17 protein-coding genes are annotated in these 18,119 nt (G+C 63.1%); 13 read left to right on the top strand and 4 right to left on the bottom strand.

Annotated features, from left to right (window positions below):
- Positions 1-14 precede the first annotated feature (14 nt).
- From A0W34_RS21875 to A0W34_RS21830, 10 genes are all read left to right on the top strand, one after another.
- A complete protein-coding gene (locus A0W34_RS21875; protein WP_081558269.1) occupies positions 15-1,232 on the top strand; it encodes a lipase family protein in 1,218 nt (405 codons plus the stop codon).
- A gap of 4 nt (positions 1,233-1,236) precedes the next feature.
- Entirely contained in the window at positions 1,237-1,623 is a 387-nt protein-coding gene (locus tag A0W34_RS21870) for an MmcQ/YjbR family DNA-binding protein (protein WP_007727762.1), read from the top strand.
- Positions 1,620-2,837 (top strand): sensor histidine kinase, encoded by a 1,218-nt coding sequence (locus tag A0W34_RS21865; protein WP_030534943.1) that lies wholly within the window; start codon positions 1,620-1,622, stop codon positions 2,835-2,837. The genes A0W34_RS21870 and A0W34_RS21865 overlap by 4 nt, the downstream gene beginning before the upstream one ends.
- Before the next feature lie 51 nt (positions 2,838-2,888).
- Positions 2,889-3,680, top strand: a complete 792-nt coding sequence (locus A0W34_RS21860) for a LytR/AlgR family response regulator transcription factor (RefSeq protein WP_003939723.1) — start codon at positions 2,889-2,891, stop codon at positions 3,678-3,680.
- Positions 3,677-4,048: a membrane protein gene (locus tag A0W34_RS21855; RefSeq protein WP_003939880.1), complete on the top strand. Its 372-nt coding sequence runs from the start codon at positions 3,677-3,679 to the stop codon at positions 4,046-4,048. Before A0W34_RS21860 ends, A0W34_RS21855 begins: the two co-directional genes overlap by 4 nt.
- 10 nt (positions 4,049-4,058) lie before the next feature.
- Complete coding sequence (locus A0W34_RS21850) at positions 4,059-5,810, top strand: sodium/solute symporter (protein ID WP_081558268.1); 1,752 nt, start codon at positions 4,059-4,061, stop codon at positions 5,808-5,810.
- Between the two features lie 162 nt (positions 5,811-5,972).
- Complete coding sequence (locus A0W34_RS21845) at positions 5,973-6,335, top strand: DUF485 domain-containing protein (RefSeq protein ID WP_003939976.1); 363 nt, start codon at positions 5,973-5,975, stop codon at positions 6,333-6,335.
- A complete protein-coding gene (locus A0W34_RS21840; protein ID WP_007727752.1) occupies positions 6,332-7,969 on the top strand; it encodes a solute symporter family protein in 1,638 nt (545 codons plus the stop codon). Before A0W34_RS21845 ends, A0W34_RS21840 begins: the two co-directional genes overlap by 4 nt.
- Positions 7,970-8,042: 73 nt before the next feature.
- The gene (locus tag A0W34_RS21835) at positions 8,043-8,474 is read left to right on the top strand and encodes a type II toxin-antitoxin system Rv0910 family toxin (RefSeq protein WP_003939735.1); all 432 of its coding nucleotides are present in this window, start codon (positions 8,043-8,045) and stop codon (positions 8,472-8,474) included.
- A gap of 120 nt (positions 8,475-8,594) precedes the next feature.
- A complete protein-coding gene (locus tag A0W34_RS21830) occupies positions 8,595-10,247 on the top strand; it encodes a substrate-binding domain-containing protein (RefSeq protein WP_075834100.1) in 1,653 nt (550 codons plus the stop codon).
- Position 10,248: 1 nt separating this feature from the next.
- Here the strand turns inward: A0W34_RS21830 and A0W34_RS21825 are convergent, their stop codons facing one another.
- Both A0W34_RS21825 and A0W34_RS21820 read right to left on the bottom strand, forming a co-directional pair.
- Complete coding sequence (locus A0W34_RS21825; RefSeq protein ID WP_081558267.1) at positions 10,249-11,154, bottom strand: ABC transporter substrate-binding protein; 906 nt, start codon at positions 11,152-11,154, stop codon at positions 10,249-10,251.
- A 65-nt stretch (positions 11,155-11,219) separates the two neighbouring features.
- The gene (locus tag A0W34_RS21820; protein WP_037128762.1) at positions 11,220-11,492 is read right to left on the bottom strand and encodes a WhiB family transcriptional regulator; all 273 of its coding nucleotides are present in this window, start codon (positions 11,490-11,492) and stop codon (positions 11,220-11,222) included.
- A gap of 115 nt (positions 11,493-11,607) precedes the next feature.
- Here A0W34_RS21820 and A0W34_RS21815 point away from each other — a divergent pair, with 115 nt between their 5' ends.
- Positions 11,608-13,890, top strand: a complete 2,283-nt coding sequence (locus A0W34_RS21815) for an ATP-dependent DNA ligase (RefSeq protein WP_081558266.1) — start codon at positions 11,608-11,610, stop codon at positions 13,888-13,890.
- On the opposite strand, the gene A0W34_RS21810 is transcribed toward A0W34_RS21815, so the two are convergent.
- Entirely contained in the window at positions 13,790-15,331 is a 1,542-nt protein-coding gene (locus A0W34_RS21810) for an MFS transporter (RefSeq protein ID WP_081558265.1), read from the bottom strand. The two genes, A0W34_RS21815 and A0W34_RS21810, sit on opposite strands and share 101 nt — an antisense overlap.
- Before the next feature lie 77 nt (positions 15,332-15,408).
- Between A0W34_RS21810 and A0W34_RS21805 the strand changes: the two genes are divergently transcribed.
- Positions 15,409-16,056 carry a TetR/AcrR family transcriptional regulator gene (locus A0W34_RS21805; protein ID WP_003940096.1) on the top strand — a complete coding sequence of 216 codons (648 nt, stop codon included), beginning with the start codon at positions 15,409-15,411 and terminating at the stop codon, positions 16,054-16,056.
- Positions 16,057-16,060: 4 nt separating this feature from the next.
- On the opposite strand, the gene A0W34_RS21800 is transcribed toward A0W34_RS21805, so the two are convergent.
- Positions 16,061-16,783 (bottom strand): TioE family transcriptional regulator, encoded by a 723-nt coding sequence (locus A0W34_RS21800; protein ID WP_081558264.1) that lies wholly within the window; start codon positions 16,781-16,783, stop codon positions 16,061-16,063.
- 108 nt (positions 16,784-16,891) lie between these two features.
- Here A0W34_RS21800 and A0W34_RS21795 point away from each other — a divergent pair, with 108 nt between their 5' ends.
- On the top strand, positions 16,892-18,115 hold the full coding sequence (locus tag A0W34_RS21795) for an erythromycin esterase family protein (protein WP_007727728.1): 1,224 nt from the start codon (positions 16,892-16,894) through the stop codon (positions 18,113-18,115).
- Positions 18,116-18,119: the final 4 nt, after the last annotated feature.

The raw sequence follows: 18,119 nt of genomic DNA, 5'->3' as shown, positions 1-18,119 counted from the left end.
GGGGAACACTGCGTATGACTGTTCGGAGTTCGCGGGTTCGCGCAGTCTGGGGAGTCGTGGTGGCGAGCGCACTTCTCGTGAGCGTCGGCTGCGGATCGGATGCCTCGCCGGATGTCTCCGTCACCGACACCTCGACCACGACAACCCCGTCGGTCGAGAGCAGTGCGCAACGTGGCGTCGTGTTCGACAGTGAACCCTTCACCAGCACAGCCGAAGTGGCGGCGTCCGGAGCAAGCGCGGTGAAAATCCTGTACGGCTCCACCTCCGGTATCGACGGCCGAGAGACTCAGGTGTCGGGAACGGTGTTCACGCCGCCTGGAACTCCGCCGGAGGGCGGTTGGCCGATCGTCTCCATCGGCCATGGCACGACGGGTATTTCGGACGACTGCGCGCCGTCGGCCTCGCCGACCCTGTTCGGCACGATCGGCCTGGTCGCGCCGTTCCTCGACTCGGGATACGTGGTCGCTGTCTCCGACTTCGAGGGCCTCGGCACTCCGGACCCGCATCCTTACCTGCAACCGGACACCGCGGCGTTCAACGTCATCGACGCGGTTCGAGCGGCGCGCAACGTCGTTCCGGACACCGCGACTCGTTGGGCAACTCTGGGGCTGTCCCAAGGCGGGCAGGCATCCTGGGCAGCAGCCGAGGAAGCCGACACCTACGGCGACGGACTCGAATTCGTCGGTGCAGCAAACCTGTCCCCGGCAGCGGACATCTCGCCGATCATCTCGAGTGATTCCGAGGTGAATCTGTCACTGCCTCAGCAACTGCTGCTGCCCTATGTACTCGAAGGGCTGTCCCTCACCCATCCGGACCTCGAACGAACCGACTACGTGCGCGGCGCATTCGAGCAGAACTACGACCTGCTCACCTCGTGCCTGACCTCTCGGGCGACGGAGAAGTTGGGTCTGGTCGGAAAGGTGACGCCCGCCGACACGCGGCCGGCTACCGCCGAGGATGCGGACCGAATTCACGCGTGGCTCAGCGACGTTGCTCTTCCCCGTCAACGCGCGAGCGGTCCGATGTACGTAGTCGTCGGTACCAATGACAACCTGATCCGTCCGGAATGGACCGAGGCGGCAGTCGAACGCGCCTGCGCCGACGGTGACGTCATCGAATTCCAGGCGCGACCGGGTGAAGGTCATGCGGACGGCGCCGCTGTGCCGGGAGCTGTCGCGTGGGTGAAGGATCGATTTGCAGGTGTTCCGGCACCGAATACCTGCGGGTCGTGAATCGATGACGCCGTTGGAGCGAATCCGCGCTCTTGCACTGGCATTGCCGGAGGCGACCGAGCGGGTCAGCCACGGTGAAGCGTCGTGGTTCGTGCGCAAGGCGCCGCAGTTCGTCACCATGGCAGATCACCACCACGACGATCGCGTCGCGATCTGGGCCGCGGCCCCACCTGGGGCGCAGGCAGATTGGGTCAGTCGTGACCCGTCGAGGTTCTTCGTCCCTCCGTACGTGGGTGGCCGGGGATGGATCGGCGTGTACCTCGACGTTCCGAGTGCCGACGAGACCGAGGACGAGAAATTCTGGAACGACGTAGCCGACGTCGTCGAAGATGCGTACCGCACGGTGGCTCCGAAAACACTGATACGGAAACTGGACGAGGACTCGCCTTGAGTCCGGCCGTGGTCGCGCTTCTCAGCGTGCTGATTCTCGCAGTGGCCGGGGCGCTGACGGCTGTGTGGATGCGCACCAGACGTGAGGTGACCACCCCCACCGAACGTGCAGTCCATGCCGCTCTCCATACGGCTTCGCTTGCCGCGCGGCCACTTCGGCGTGGACTCGACGAGAATTCGGCCGCCGAGGCGGCGCCTCACCTACGCGAGCTGACCGGCGGCTCCGGTCTGGGCCTGGCAGACGCGTCGGGAAACCTGTTGGCGTGGGACGGCCGTCACGAAGCGTTGTCCGAACAATTCCATGACGCCGCCATTCGTGCGATCGAAGGCGAACGCCGGGTACTCGTCACGCACTCGGACCTGGTGCGCGGACCGAGCGATCACCATGTGCGAGCGCTGATCGCTCAGCCCCTGCTGATCGAGGACATCGGCGTGGTCGGCGTACTGGGAATCGTCACCAGCGAGGACCCGTGGCCGGGAATGCTCGGAGCGGTCACCGAGGTGGCACGATATGCCTGCAGTCAGATCGAACTCGCCGACCTCGACGCGTCCAGAGCCCTGTTGGATCGAGCCGAAGTGCGTGCCCTGCGCGCACAGATCAGTCCTCATTTCATCTACAACGCGCTCAACACGGTCGCATCGTTTGTTCGAACCGATCCGGCGCGGGCCAGAGAACTGATCCTCGAGTTCGCGGACTTCACGCGGTACTCGTTCCGATCTGCGGGTGAGTTCACCCTGCTTGCCGACGAGCTGCGCAACATCGATCGTTACCTGACCCTCGAACGCGCGCGATTCGGGGAGGCTCTGAACGTCCGCCTTCAGATAGCACCCGAAGTGCTCAACGTGGTTCTTCCTTTCCTTGCCCTCCAGCCGCTGGTCGAGAACGCGGTTCGTCACGGCATTTCGAGTAAGCCGGAGGGCGGGACCGTGAGCATCGTGGCTGCGGACGAGGGACCGGACTGCATCATCAGCGTCGAGGACGACGGTGTGGGGATGGACCCCGAACTACTGCGCTCCGGTTCGCTCGACGCCATCGAGTCGGGATCGGGGCGACCCAGCGCACGAGAAGCTGCTCACGTCGGTTTGGCCAACGTCGACGACAGACTTCGTGCCGCGTTCGGCAACGACTACGGACTCGTGGTGGAGACAGCGCCGGGTGCCGGTACGAAGGTCAGCATGCGTGTTCCCAAGTTCAAGCAGGGTATTCACGTCTGAATCTCGCCTTCGATGATCAGGCTGAAACCGTCGTGGGAACATGGACCTGTTGTGAACGAGACTGACACTGATGCCCAGCTGACCGTCCTTGCCGTCGACGACGAGAAACCAGCCCTCGACGAGCTGGCCTTCTTGCTGCGCGCCGAGGACTCGGTGGCGCACGTTCACACGGCATCGGATGCGACGACAGCGTTGCGGATACTGCGCGGTGGAAGCATCGACGCGGTGTTTCTCGACATCAACATGCCCGGACTCGACGGTCTCGAACTGGCCGGCATCCTCTCCAATTTCGCGACGCCACCGCCCGTGGTGTTCGTGACAGCGCACGACGATCGAGCGGTTGACGCATTCGATCTCGGCGCCGTCGACTACCTACTCAAACCGCTCCGGGAGGAGCGTCTCGCTCAGGCCGTTCAGCGGATCGTGGGGCTCGCCGGGCGCACCAAGAGTGAGAGCAAACCCGAAGCTGCGCCCACGGACGAGGTGATCCCGGTGGAACTGGGCGGTGTCACGACGCTCGTTCAGCGTTCCTCGGTGGAGTGGGTGGAAGCCGACGGGGACTACGCGCGTTTGCACACCGCTGGAAAGTCGCACCTGGTGCGCATCCCGATCTCGACGCTCGAATCACGCTGGGCCGACGCGGGCTTCTTGCGTGTGCACCGCTCCTACCTGGTATCTCTGGCGCTGGTCACCGGCATCCGAACAGTAGGCAGTGGATTGGTGGTCTGTCTGCGCCCGCACGGTGACAAACCTCCCGTCGAGCTTCCGGTCAGTCGCAGACACACCCGTGAACTCAAGGATCGACTGGTTCGTGCGCCCAAGCAGAGTTGGTTGTCGCGGTGACGTCGCAGTCCGACCCTCCGCAGCGTGAGCGCGTTGTGTTGGCGCAACGTAGTGGCGCACGGATCGTGCGAACACGGGTGGAGGTGCAGGAACAGACCGAAGTCGGTGACGCCATGATCCGCGGTCTCGTTCGCGCGCAGTTGGGACTGGCGATTCGCCTTGCCGTCGTGGCAGCCGGGCTCCTGTGTGCGGTGCCGCTGCTGACGCATCTCTTCCCGACGCTGTCGGAGGTCGCGGTCCTTGGCATCCGGTTGCCCTGGCTCGTGATGGGCGGCGCCGTGTATCCCTTGCTGTTGACGACCGGTTGGGTGTTCGTGCGTCGTGCGGAGCGAAACGAGCAGGACTTCAACGACATCGTGGACGACTGAGCGCGGCACTGTGGGAGGACAACCTATCCCGGTGGTGACGGTGCTCGGCATCGTGGCAGCAGCTGTCGCGACGGTGGCTATCGGAATCTACGGCGTTCGGCTCGCTCGTACCACCTCGGACTTTCTCGTCGCGTCCAGAACCGTCAGTGCGCGGTGGAATGCGACGGCCATCTCCGGCGAGTACCTCTCTGCTGCTTCGTTTCTCGGTGTTGCGGGGCTGGTCGCCAAGTACGGCGCCGACGCACTCTGGTATCCCATCGGCTTCACCGCCGGATACCTCGCCCTGCTGCTGTTCGTCGCAGCGCCGCTTCGGCGTTCCGGTGCGTATACCGTCCCCGATTTCGCCGAGTTCCGTCTCGGCTCACCGCGATTGCGCAAGCTCGCGATGCTCGTGGTCGCGATGGTGTGCATCCTGTATTTGATTCCACAGTTCCAAGGCGCGGGACTGACGCTCAATATCTTGCTCGGGGTTCCCAGTTGGATCGGCGGCGTAGCGGTCGGGGTCATCGTCATCGCCAACGTCGTCGGCGGCGGGATGCGCTCGATCACCTTCGTTCAGGCCTTCCAGTACTGGCTGAAACTGACTGCCGTCGCGATTCCCGCTGTGGCACTGACCTTCTACTTCTTCGGCGATCACCACGACGTCGGCGCGTCGATGCCGCCGACGGTCACCACTGCGACGACCGTCGACATCACCACCGACGTCGTCGTCCAGGTGTCCGAGCCGGTGACGGTCAGCGGCGGCACAGTCGACGGGCGAGCGGTCGAAGGCACGATGACCCTGGGGCCGGGGGAGCACACTCTCGGTGAAGGCATGTCCATGGTCCTCGACGCGGGAGCCGCTGTCCCTGTCGTCGCCGGAGCGCCCGCGCAGAACTCTGACTGGATCACCCCGGGTTGGGGTTTCGGTGGGCCGCACCCGATGTACCAGGTGTACTCGCTGATGCTCGCGACCTTCCTCGGAACGCTCGGCCTTCCTCATGTTCTCGTCCGGTTCTACACCAACCCCGACGGCCGGGCAGCCCGTCTGACGTCGCTCGCCGTTGTCGGTCTGGTCAGCGTGTTCTACCTGTTTCCGACACTCCTCGGTGTTTTCGCTCGACTGTACGTCCCGCAACTTCTGATCACCGGCACCTCTGACGCGGCGGTGCTGCTGTTGCCGGGCTCGGTGTTCTCGGGGTGGGGCGGACAACTGCTGGCAGCCCTCGTGGCGTCCGGTGCCATCGCCGCTTTCCTGTCGACGTCGTCCGGATTGCTCGTCAGCATCGCCGGCGTCGTCAGTACCGATGTTCTCCGTGGTCGAGTTCGAGACTTCCGTATTGCAGCGCTACTGGCCGGGGTCGTTCCTCTCGTGCTGTCGCTGGCGGTGGTGTCGGTCGACCTCTCGAGAACCGTCGGTTTGGTGTTCGCAGTCGCTGCGTCGACGCTCTGCCCACTGCTCGTATTGGGTATCTGGTGGCGCGGTCTGACTGCCGTCGGCGCGGGGGCGGGGATGGTTGTCGGTGGATGTGTTGCGGGCACTGCCGCTACTGTCGCCGTCCTGGGTGGTTTGTCGGAGGACGTCCTCGGTGGCTGGCCGGCAGCCATTTTCGCGTTCCCGGCCGCGGTGAGCGTGCCGCTGGCGTTCCTCACGATGATCGTCGTGAGCAAGGTGTCGTCGAAGCAGATACCGGCAGATATTGCGCGAATCTTCACGCGGATGCACGCCCCGGAACGTCTCGGAATGGGCTCCGATCGCGAAGACGATCTCCGCCAACCCTGACTTTCACCGCCCGAACCCTCTGCCGTTGGTCGCGCCTGCCTGACCGTTCGGCGCAGCGCGCGACTGCTCACCGTGTGACTGGCGCCACAGCGTCTTCATGTGACTCCGATCTCACTAACGTCTGTGCGTAGTTCACTTCACACGCGAGGCGAGGAGCCGGCAGTGTCCACAGCAGAAATCAGTGAGGGGTCGCCGCAAGAGCGACGCACCCCGGATGCCCAGGCATTCATAGACATGCAAGCGAGTCCCGAATTCCAGGAACTCCGAACGCGTCTGCGCAAGTTCGTTTTCCCCATCACTGCATTCTTCCTGCTCTGGTATGCGGTGTACGTCGTCCTGGCTACCTATGCCCACGACTTCATGGCCACCAAGGTCCTCGGCAACATCAATCTCGGCATCATCCTCGGCCTCGGGCAATTCGTCACGACCTTCGCCATCACCGCGTGGTACGTGAAGTTCGCCGGTCGTGAGCTCGATCCCCGCTCCGCCGCCATCCGTGAAGAACTGGAAGGTCCCGCACAGTGATCACCACACTCGCCGCGTCCGGAACGGACGTAGGAAACCCAGCCTTCAACATCGCGATCTTCCTCGCGTTTGTCGTCGTGACCATGACGCTGGTGATCCGCGCCAGCCGGACCACCAAGAAGGCGTCCGACTTCTACACCGGTGGTGGGCAGTTCACCGGCCCGCAGAACGGGTTCGCCATCGCCGGTGACTACCTCTCGGCGGCATCGTTCCTCGGTATCGCAGGTGCGATCGCCGTGTACGGCTACGACGGCTTCCTGTACTCCATCGGCTTCCTTGTCGCCTGGTTGGTTGCACTGCTCCTGGTCGCCGAATTGCTCAGGAACACGGGCAGATTCACGATGGCCGACGTGCTGAGCTTCCGACTCAAGCAGCGTCCGGTGCGCATGGCGGCGGCCCTGTCCACTCTGGCCGTTTCCCTCTTCTATCTTCTTGCCCAGATGGCCGGCGCCGGTGGACTTGTCGCGCTGCTGCTCAACATCGACGGCAAGGTGGGACAGTCGATCGTCGTCGCGATCGTGGGTGTGCTGATGATCGTGTACGTCTTGGTCGGCGGCATGAAGGGCACCACCTACGTACAGATGGTCAAGGCAGTTCTGCTGGTTGCCGGAGCCGGAATCATGTTCGTACTCGTTCTGTGGGCAGTGCGCGGCAACTTCTCTCAGTTGCTCGCCAATGCGCAGGACATGGTCAACAGTTCCACCACCAAGGGTGTGCAGGGACGCGACATCCTCGGGCCCGGTGCCAAGTACGGTCTTTCCGGAATGACGAAGCTCGACTTCATCTCTCTCGGAATCGCTTTGGTGCTCGGCACGGCGGGCCTGCCGCACGTGCTGATGCGCTTCTACACGGTGCCCACTGCCAAGGAAGCTCGCCGCTCGGTGACCTGGGCGATCGCGCTGATCGGTGCCTTCTATCTGTTCACACTGGTTCTCGGCTACGGCGCGGCCAGCATGGTCGGACCGGACAAGATCTTGGCAGCGCCTGGTAAGGAGAACGCGGCCGCTCCGCTTCTCGCCTTCGAGCTCGGTGGCACCATCTTCCTCGGCATCATCTCCGCGGTGGCGTTCGCGACCATCCTCGCCGTCGTTGCCGGTCTCGCGATCACTGCTTCGGCGTCGTTCGCTCACGACATCTACGCCAGTGTCATCAAGCGCGGCAACGCAACCGAGGAGCAGCAGGTTCGAGTTTCTCGAATCACCGTCGTGGTCATCGGACTCGTCTCCATCGTTCTCGGCATCATGGCGATGGGGCAGAACATCGCCTTCCTGGTGGCTCTCGCCTTCGCAGTGGCGGCCTCGGCGAACCTGCCCACCCTGCTCTACTCGTTGTTCTGGAAGAAGTTCAACACCACCGGTGCGCTCTTCAGCATCTACGGCGGTTTGATCAGCTGCTTGACGCTGATCGTGTTCTCCCCGGCGGTGTCGGGTAAGCCGTCGTCGATGTTCCCGAACTCCGACTTCGCCTGGTTCCCGCTCTCGAACCCCGGCATCGTCTCGATTCCGCTGGCATTCGTCCTCGGCATCGTCGGTACGTACATCGGACGTAACAAGATCGAAGATCCGGCAAAGCAGGCGGAGATGGAAGTTCGCTCCCTCACCGGCGTCGGCGTCGAAAAGGCTGTCAGCCACTAAGAGGGGCAAAGCCCCGTGCGTCTTTCTGGTACCTCTGGTTACGGAAAAGGCGCACGGGGCTTATTGTTCTGCCATGGCAAAGCTCACAGTGAAAATCGACGTTCCGCTTCCTCCTCAGGAAGTGTGGGACAAGGCGTCCGATCTCAGTGGATACGAAAACTGGCTCGTGGTTCACGACGGATGGCGCAGTGAACTTCCCGAACAACTGGGTGTCGGCACCGAGATCAGCTCGGTCGTGACTGTGAAGGGCCTGCGCAACCGCGTTCGGTGGACCATCAAGAAGTACGACGTCCCGAAGGCGATCTCGCTCAAGGGAGACGGCAAGGGCGGGGTCAAGCTCGGTCTCGAACTCGACGTCAAGGCAAAGGGCGACGGGTCGGAACTCGCGCTGACAGTCGAGTTGGGCGGCGCGCCGTTGTTCGGCCCGATCGGTTCGAGTGTGGCGCGGGCGCTCAAAGGCGATGTGGAGAAGTCGCTGGCCCAGTTTGTCCAGATCTACACCTAAGTTGTGGAGATTTCCACATCGAGCTACTTCACCGCTAACGTGAGTTAGGATTCTTTTCGGCGGGATAAACCGGGCATCGGTTGGTTATTGATGCGGGTCCCGCCGGAAAGGATTCGATCAATGTCGTCTCGTCATGGGTACGGCGCACCACCTGCGTCCATGCCTCGATCCGTGCAGGTTCTGATCGGACTCTTGGCAGTAGTCGCAGTCGGTGGAACCGCAGCATTCGCCGTGACGTTCAAAAGCGTCAGCGACAAGGGAGAACTCGGTGCGAGTGCTGTCACAGCTGCGACGGCAACCAGCTGTGAGAACCCGGAAACCGTGACCGTGGCCGCCGATCCGTCGATCGCCTCGGGACTCGAAGCTGTCGCCGCTGCCATCCCCGCTACGGAACTCGGGTGCAGCTCGCTCAGCGTGACGCCGCAAGATCCCGTGCTCACCGTCGCGGCGATCGCCGACGGTTCGGCACCCGCACTGTGGATCCCTGATTCGAGCGAATGGTTGGACAAGGTTTCGGCTAGCGGGCAGGAGATTCGCCGGATCAGCAACTCGGTCGCGTCCACCCCTGTTGTCACTGTCTCGGCGCCGGGTAGCGAGGCACCCGCCGCTTGGACGGATGTCCTCGGCGCTCCAGCACTGCACATCGGCGATCCCCTCACCAGTGCCGTCTCCAGCGCACCGATCGTGGCAGCCTTTGCCGAGGCCCAGTCGCGGGGCGGTGACCTCACGTCCATTTCGGCAGCCCTGGTCCCGGTGGCGCAAGCGCAGTACGGAAATCTGAAGGAAACCGGTTCGACCGGACGCATCCAAACCGTGGACGCGGACGGCGGGACCGCGGTGACGACCGAGCAGACCTTCGAGGCTTATCTCGCCGCACATGCGGACAGTCGACTCACCGCGTCGGTACCGTCGTCCGGTTCGGTCTTCATGGACTACCCGATGGCAAGTGTGGGTGCAGACTCGTCGGCGGTCGACGCCGGCAAACTGCTGGTGGCAGCGCTGACATCGGACACCGGGCGCTCCGTACTTGCCGGCCTCGGGTTCCGCGGCGCGGATCAGGCCCCACCGGTCGCCGGTGGAGTGGGAAGTGTTGGCTCGCTGGTGCCGTCCGATCCGTCTGTGGTCACCAAAGCGCTTGCGCGGTACGAGATTCTGTCCAGGCCTTCCCGCGCGCTGGCAGTTGTCGACGTCTCGGGGTCCATGGACTACATGCAGGACGGGGTCACTCGAATGGCCGCGACGGCGCAGGCCGGTGACATCGCGATCCGAATGTTTCCCGCCAACGCACAATTGGGTCTCTGGGCGTTCTCCGTAGACCTCGGTGACGGGACGGACTACCGCGAACTCGAACCTGTCGCCCGTATGGATGCAACTGAAGGCGACACGGATCATCGGAGCAAACTGCTGTCTCGGATCGACGACCTCTCTTCGATCGTCGGCGGCGGAACAGGTTTGTACGACAGCGTTCTCGCCGCGTATCGGTCCATGCAACAGACCTACGATCCGGCCTCGATCAATTCGGTGATTCTGCTGACCGACGGTGCGAACGATGATCCGTCGAGTATCTCGCTGCAGGAACTTCTCGACACCCTGACTCGCGAGCAGGACCCGACGCGGCCGGTACCGATCATCACCATCGGTGTCACCGATGACGCCGATACCGATGTGCTCGAGCAGATTTCGGCTCTCACCGGCGGCAACAGCCACTTCGCTCCGACACCGGCAGACATCCCGAAGGTCTTCGTCGGCGCGATCAGTGGGCGCGCCGGCTGAACTACTCGAGGACTGGCGCGTCGGCGCTGTCCGTGATCCATTCGGTTGCGAGTCTCTCGAGGGTGCCGTCGGCGTAGAGCGCATCCACGGCGGCAGAGACGCACGCCGTCAGAGGACTGTTCTTCTCGAGCACGAACCCGAAGAATTCGGTGACCGCGTTGGGTCGCGGAAACTGACCCACGATGACCGACCCGGGCAGTTCGTTCTCGGTGATGTGAAATCCGGTCGGGATGTCGACGACCAGTGCGTCGATCTCGCCCGCGGCCAGCGCAGCTTTCGCATCGTCCGTGGTCGCGAACTCGCGTGGCGCAGTGGTCGGAACAATCGTGTCCGTGATCGCCGCGAGGCTGGTGGAACCGGTCTGAGCGCCCAAACGGTAGCCGGCAAGATCCGCAAGATTCTTTGCCTCAGCGGCTTTGCTCCCGCGCGAGGCGATCACCGACTGCGCCACTGCGTAATACGGCGAGCTGAAGTCGACGTTCTCACGGCGATCCCCGGAAACCGTGAACTGATTGACGTCGAAGTCGAAATCCTTGGGGCCTGGTTTCAGTGCGTCGTTGAAGGCGACCGTGGTGAAGCGAACCTGGTCGGCGTTGTACCCGAGCTTGTCGACGACGGCCCGGGCCACCGCCCCCTCGAAGCCCTTGCCGTTGGACGGAGTGTTGTCGACGAACCACGGCGCGTACGCCGGCGAATCGGTGGCGATGGTCAAGACACCGTCTTCGAGGGTGGTCCCGCTCTGGGGTCCGCACTTGTCCACGGCGGTAGTCGAGGGCAGTTTGGTGAATGCCTCGGGAACCGTGGTCGTGGTGTCCGCTGCCGCAGGTGCCTCCGGCTGCGACGAACACGAGCCCAACAAGATCGAGGAAGCGAAGATGGCGGTCACGGCAACAGCGCGTCGTGTCATAGGCACAAGGCCATCTTGCCTGTTTGTCCGGTACGAACGTGACGGGGGTCTCGTGTGAGCGGAGTTCACGCAGCTGAGCGTCGTAGTGCAAGGCGCTCCGACGGTGTCGTCCCACCCCATACTCCGTGTGGTTCAGCCGTGTCGAGTGCAAACGTCAGACAGTCCCGAATGACCGGGCAGCGGAAGCACACCTGCTTGGCGGAATTTTCCCGTGCAGCCCGATTGCGTCCGCGTTCTTCACCCGGCGAATAGAACACCGCGGGGTCCACCGTCTTACAGGTGGCGAACATCCGCCAGTTGTTGTCCACCAACGGCTCCACGGAACTGCGAACTGTCATCGTGGTCTCCTCTCCCATCGAGAATCCAGTCTTGCCCGTGGACTGGCGCAGCGGCAGGTTTCCGATCCACCAGATTTCTACTGCCAGATGCAGCACTATCCAGCACAATGAGGAAATGGCAACGACGGATCGGGGTCAGATCACGCTCGACGGCACAACGGTGTCCGTGACCAATCTGGGCAAGATCCTCTACCCCGAGAGCGGCACCACGAAGGCCGAAGTCATCGACTACTACACCCGTATCGCCGCAGTCATGCTTCCGCATGTCGTCGGTAGACCGGGCACTCGTAAGCGTTGGCCCAATGGCGTGGACGGTCAGTCCTTCTTCGAGAAGAACCTTGCGTCGTCTGCCCCGCAGTGGCTCACGCGTGCGTCGCTGCAACATTCTGATCGTGTCGTCACTTACCCGGTCTTCGATTCCGTTGCATCCCTGGCGTGGCTGGGGCAGCAGGCCGCACTCGAATTGCACGTTCCCCAATGGCGATTCGACGGTTCCGAGCGTGGTCCGGCGACACGACTGGTATTCGATCTCGACCCGGGCGAAGGCGTCGGATTGACCGAGTGCGCCGAGGTGGCGAGGTCGATTCGAGATCTGGTCGCAACTCTGGGGTGGACTGCCTATCCGGTAACCAGTGGTAGCAAGGGAATTCACCTCTACGTTCCACTGGATCGAGCCTTGGACGGCAGCGGTGCGTCGACTGTCGCCAAGCAGATCGCCACCGGACTCGAGAAGCTTCACCCGGATCTCGTCACCGCGACGATGGCTCGAAATGTGCGGGCAGGCAAGATTTTCGTGGACTGGAGTCAGAACAACGCAGCCAAGACAACCATTGCGCCGTACTCGATGCGTGGTCGCGATCAACCCTATGTTGCCGCGCCGCGCAGTTGGGACGAACTCGACGATCCGAAACTACGGCATCTGTTGTTCGACGAGGTTCTGGAGCGCGTCGAATCCGATGGTGATCTGCTGGGCGATCTGGATCCGCCGGTCTCGGCGGCTGTAGCCGACACGTTGACGCACTATCGCAACAAGCGGTCGGCCGACCGGACGCCGGAGCCGATCCCTGCTGCGGTGACCAAGGAGACAGCGGGCAATACCTTTGTGATTCAGGAACATCACGCCAGACGATTGCATTACGACGTTCGGCTGGAGCGGGATGGTGTGCTCGTGTCCTGGGCTGTTCCGAAGGGCGTACCGACCAGTGCCGGAGAGAATCGGTTGGCCGTGCACACCGAGGATCACCCGCTCGAGTACGCCACGTTCTCGGGCACGATTCCGAAGGGGGAGTACGGCGGCGGTTCGATGACGATCTGGGATTCCGGGACGTACGAGACCGAGAAGTGGCGTGAAGACGAGGTGATCGTGCGCCTCAGTGGGAAACGGGTGCAGGGACGCTTCGCGCTGATCCGGACGAAGGGTGACCAGTGGTTGATGCATCTGATGAAGGATCAGAACGCGAGTTTCGGAACGGAGTTTCCCAAGAATCTCGAGCCGATGCTTGCCACCGCTGGAACGCTCGAAGGTCTCGACTCGCAGGAGTGGGCTTTCGAAGGTAAGTGGGACGGGATTCGAGTGATTCTCGAATATCATTCGGGCACAATGTCACTTCGCAGTCGCGCGGGTAACGACAAGACCGGGGACTATCCCGCCCTTGCCGGGTTGGCCGAGGTGCTGGACAGTCATGACGTGGTTCTCGACGGGGAAGTGGTGGCGTACAACGACGCGGGGGTCACCGATTTCGGTCTTCTCCAGCGAGGTGGGGAGCCGGTGTTCCTGGCCTTCGATCTTCTGTACCTCGACGGAGTGTCTTTGCTGCGGAAATCCTACTCGGACCGGCGCACCGTGTTGAATGCGTTGGCGGGCAAGGTCGGTGAGCTCGAGGTACCTCCACAGATCGAGGGCACGGCGGAGAACGCGTTGGAGGTGAGTACCGATGCCGGATGGGAAGGGATTGTCGCCAAACGTCGTGCATCGGTCTACCTTCCGGGGCGGCGTGGGTCGAGTTGGATCAAGGTGAAGAACTGGCGCACTCAAGAGGTGGTGATCGGAGGGTGGCGCACTGGGCAGGGCAATCGAGCACAGGGGATCGGGGCGCTGCTCATGGGAATTCCGGGTGAGGATGGATTGACCTACGTGGGGCGCGTCGGTACAGGCTTCAGTGATCGCGACTTGGAGTCTTTACTTGCGACACTGGAACCGCTGCGTCAGAAGGAAAGTCCGTTCGGGGAGGAACTGCCCGCCGACGACCGCAAGGGAGCAGTGTGGGTGAAACCGGAACTCGTCGGTGAGGTGCGGTTCATGGATTGGACGGCGACCGGACGCCTTCGTCATCCGAGTTGGCGGGGTCTGCGGGAGGACAAGAAACCGGGCGACGTGGTGCGGGAAACAGTGCAATGACGGCCAACGCACCGACGAACGCGACTGCGGCACAGATTTGGATTCCGGTACTCATCGCCGAGGTGTAAGCCTGGTTCGCTGCGTCGGTCAAGGCACTCGCGGGGGGAGCGCCGGCATGGATCTGCGCCGGATCGGCTGTGGAAGTGTCGACTCCGGGTTCGAAGCGGGACCGGAAATCGGTGGCTACGACCGTCCCGATGACGGCGACGCCCAGAACTCCACCCAACTCTCGCACGACGCTGTTGATCGAACTGGCCATCGAAGCCTGCTGGGGCGCAACCGAAGCCATCGACGTGGTTGTGGCCGGAGCCATGACCAACCCCATCCCCGCGCCGACCAGTGCCATGATCGCAGCCAGGATTCCGAACGGTGCGTACCTATCTGCTGCGATCGACAGGACCAACAGTCCCGCGGACATGACTGCGAGACCGCTCGCGATCGAACTGCGCACGCCGAATCGGCCGACCATACGATCGCTGCTGGAGGCGACAGCCGCCATCACTATCGCAAACGGAACTGCACCGTCGCCGGCGACCAATGGACCGTAACCACGAACTAATTGGAGGTATTGCGTGTACGTGAAGAGAACTCCGAAAAGGGCGAAGAACGTTGCGGCCAAGATGGCATTGGAGATGCTGAACACTCGACTGGTGAAGATGCGCACGTCGGTCATCGGCGCCGAGGCCCGCAGCTCCCACCAGACGAATCCGGCGAGAAGTGCTGTTGCGCTGACGATCTCCAGCACCGTGACGGGCGACGACCATCCGCGAAGGCTTGCCTGGGTGAGGGCATCCACGATCAAAGCCAGTCCGCCGGCGGACAGCAGGAGTCCGGGGATGTCGAACGAACCCTTCGTGATCCCTCTTGCCGGGGGTACAAGAAAAACCGTCGCGGCGATCACACCGGCGACCAGTGGGACGTTTATCCAGAAGGCGCTTCCCCAACTGAAATGTTCGAGAAGTACGCCACCGGCCACGGGGCCGATCGCGATTCCCAGTCCGGCGGTTGCAGACCAGATTCCTATCGCCCGGCCTCTCTCGTGCGGGGCGAACATCGAGACGACAAGTGACAGCGTCGCCGGCATGACCAGTGCGGCGGCTGCCCCCATCACTGTTCTCCATCCGATCAGCTGCAACGACGTGTGAGAGAGGGCAGCGAAGGCTGACCCGAGGGCGAACAAGGTGAGGCCGGTCAGAAGTATCCGACGGTGACCGAATCTCGCGCCGAGTCCACCTGCCGTGATGAGCAAGGCGGCGAACGCCAATGTGTATGCGTTGGTGATCCATTGCAGGTCGACGGTGGTCGCCCGCAGTTCGCGGGCAAGGGTCGGGATAGCGGTGTTGAGGATGGTGTTGTCGGTCGTGACTACGACGAGGGATGTGCAGAGGGCGCCCAGTGCTGCCCATCGTCGCCGGTCAGTGGGTTCGAGGGAATTCATCATGTCCTTACGAATGTAACCTTACGAATGTTTAGTGATGAGAACGTACCCCCTCGCCTTACATGTGTAAAGTTTGTCGGGTGAGTGATGTTTCCGAAGATGCCGATGAAACTGGGACGAGTGGTTCTCGGAGTACTCGCGCCCGAAATCCGAGAGGAAGCGGCGCACGACTCCGCGGAGAGATCGTCGCCGCAGCGGCGACGCTCATCGCCCGCACCGGATCGGATCAGGCGGTGACGCTCCGATCGGTCGCTCGCGAAGTCGGGATATCCGCACCATCTATCTACGGACACTTTTCCGATCGCGATGCCATTGTCGAAGCGGTGGTCTCCGAATCGCTGGAGCAGTTGCATCTCGCCGTGGCCGACGCCGTTTCCGCACACCCCGACCCGGTCGAGGGTCTGTATGCCGGGTGCTCGGCATACGTCGAGTTCGGCATTTCCGAGCCCGCTCGGTATCGGGTCTTGTTCGGGTGGTCCAGGCCGAAAGGTCAGTCACCACAATCGGATACGCGAGGACTGGCCGCCTTCAACACACTGGTGACCAACCTCGACGCGTGCGTCGCCGCTGGGAGGTCGGCCAGCACAGACACTTTTGTCGATGCGGTATCGATCTGGACTTCGCTGCACGGACAGGTGATGTTGCGGGCCGATCTCCCGGAATTCCCGTGGCCGTCGACCGACACCGTCGGTGAGATGGTGAGGAGCCTTGCGCGGCTTGTGAACTGACGCCTCAACCGTTTGCTGATCGGCAACCAGGCGAGGTCTGATCCAGCATCGTGAGATAGGCATCGAGCTGAGCTGCGCCGGCGAGAAGGTTGCGACTGCGTGTGGTTAGCCGGTCTTGCCAGGATTCGAGGAACGCTGACAATGCGTCTGCTCCGCCGGCCTCGCGCAGCGAATCGAGAAACTGAGCGACTTGCGACAGCCGATAGCCACCGCGCCGCAGCTGCCGTGCGATCTCGGCGTCGCGCACACACTCCGGACCGTATTCGCGATAACCCGTTGCCTGTTCGCGCTCGGGGCGCAGGATGCCATGCTCTTCCCACGTGCGCAGTGTCGCCGGGTGAACGCCGAGACGGCGCGCCAGCTCACCCACCGTCAGCGCTGGACCGTGCACCAGTGCCGGTGCCATGGTGGACAGAGTCCCCAGCGCTGTGGCTACCTCGGTGCGAGTTTTTCGCTCGGCGAGCAGCGTCACGTGCGCACTGTCGATCAGGCGGTAGGCGGACTCGGTGTCGCCCTGGTTGGTTGCCCGCATGATTTCCGTGGCCCGCTGGTGCCCGTGACCGCCGCGCAATGCGAGGAAAGTGCGCAGGGCTTGCGCGTGCACTGGGGTGTATCGCCGGTAGCCGTAAGTGCTGCGCTCGGTCGGAGGGAGGATGCCGGCATCGTCGTAGTTGCGGATCGCCTGTGCGGACAACCCGTGTTCACGGGCAAGGTCTATGGGCCGCACTGATCACCTCCGATTGAGGCTTTTCACGTTATACCCCAGGTAATTGCCAGTAAAAGTTTAACCCGAATCTTCAACGATACTGTCGAAGGCAGTCCACATTCGAAAGGGATGATCATGTCCACTGCCCCAGCGCTGAGTGAGTTCGGCCGCCAACTCGAAGACGCGGCAAGTCTTGGTCGTGCCGTCGACGAACTGCTCGCAGCGCGAACCGAGGTGCCGGCTCTGCTCGCTCTCGGCGAGCCGACTCATGGGATCAAGGCTTTTCCGTTGCTGCGCAACGAACTTCTCGGCCAACTGGTCGAACGAGGATATCGGTCGATCGTGCTCGAAACAGATGTCTTTGCGGCTTTGCTCGTGAACGACTACGTGAACGGGGGAGAGGCGGACATCGAGAAGGTGCTCGCCACAGGCTTCAGCCACGGATTCGGTGCGGTACCGGGAAACCGCGAACTCGTCGAATGGCTACGCGAGTACAACCACGGCCGCGCTCCGGCCGACCGAGTTCGCTTCTACGGCTTCGACGCTCCGGTGGAGTACTCCGGCGCACCGAGCCCACGTGGCGCGCTGTCTGCAGCAGGTGACTTCCTGCCCGCTGCGATGCGGCCGCACTCGTTCGACGACATCGACCTTCTGCTCGGGCAGGACCCCGACTGGACCAACCCGGCGGCGATGTTCGAACCGGCTGCGTCCGTCGGCAACTCCGATCAGGCTCGTGCCCTGCGCATCATTGCGGACGACCTCGCCAGCGTCCTGCGGCGCGCCGCACCTGTGCTGCGGCCCGCCGACCCGGGCGGATACGACCTGGCCCTCGCACACGCACGCACCGCTGTAGGTCTTCTGCGCTACCACGCCGCGATGGCGAGTTCCGCTCCTGATCGTATCGGCACTCTGCTCAGTCTCCGTGCCGAGATGATGGCCGAGAACCTGCTGGCCGTCGTCGCCCAGGAGCAGCGACGCGGGCCGATCCTGCTCTTCGCACACAATGCCCATCTCCTGCGAGTGCCGTCCGACATGCCCGTCAACGGCGACGTGGTCAGCTGGGGGAGCGCCGGCTCACTTGTCGGACTTGTCCTCGGAGAGCGCTACGTATTCGTGGCAACCGACGCCAACCCCGACAGTGATCCGGGCACTCTGCAGGGAGCGTTGGCCGATGCGACCAGTCGGCGTGCCCTGTTTCCGACCCCCGCACTTCGCGCAGCACTTGACCTGTCCGTCACCGCGGGAGAGGCGATCCTGCCAGGGCATCTGCCGCTGAAACCTTCGGAGTTGGACGGCGCCGACGCCGTCATTTTCGTCGCGGACACTGATGGAAAACGTCATCAATACTGGTAACAGC

It is taken from the genome of Rhodococcus sp. BH4 (genome assembly GCF_002079265.1).
GTDB lineage: Bacteria > Actinomycetota > Actinomycetes > Mycobacteriales > Mycobacteriaceae > Rhodococcus_F > Rhodococcus_F qingshengii.
This window is presented reverse-complemented; position numbering and strand designations above follow the sequence as displayed.

Excerpts from the sequence above, each read along its gene's own strand:
- A0W34_RS21870 (WP_007727762.1), top strand. The coding sequence starts at position 1,237 with ATGACGCCGTTGGAGCGAATCCGCGCTCTTGCACTGGCATTGCCGGAG.
- A0W34_RS21835 (WP_003939735.1), top strand. The coding sequence starts at position 8,043 with ATGGCAAAGCTCACAGTGAAAATCGACGTTCCGCTTCCTCCTCAGGAA.
- A0W34_RS21795 (WP_007727728.1), top strand. The coding sequence starts at position 16,892 with ATGATCATGTCCACTGCCCCAGCGCTGAGTGAGTTCGGCCGCCAACTC.
- A0W34_RS21875 (WP_081558269.1), top strand. The coding sequence starts at position 15 with ATGACTGTTCGGAGTTCGCGGGTTCGCGCAGTCTGGGGAGTCGTGGTG.
- A0W34_RS21810 (WP_081558265.1), bottom strand. The coding sequence starts at position 15,331 with ATGATGAATTCCCTCGAACCCACTGACCGGCGACGATGGGCAGCACTG.
- A0W34_RS21825 (WP_081558267.1), bottom strand. The coding sequence starts at position 11,154 with ATGACACGACGCGCTGTTGCCGTGACCGCCATCTTCGCTTCCTCGATC.
- A0W34_RS21830 (WP_075834100.1), top strand. The coding sequence starts at position 8,595 with ATGTCGTCTCGTCATGGGTACGGCGCACCACCTGCGTCCATGCCTCGA.
- A0W34_RS21820 (WP_037128762.1), bottom strand. The coding sequence starts at position 11,492 with ATGACAGTTCGCAGTTCCGTGGAGCCGTTGGTGGACAACAACTGGCGG.
- A0W34_RS21815 (WP_081558266.1), top strand. The coding sequence starts at position 11,608 with ATGGCAACGACGGATCGGGGTCAGATCACGCTCGACGGCACAACGGTG.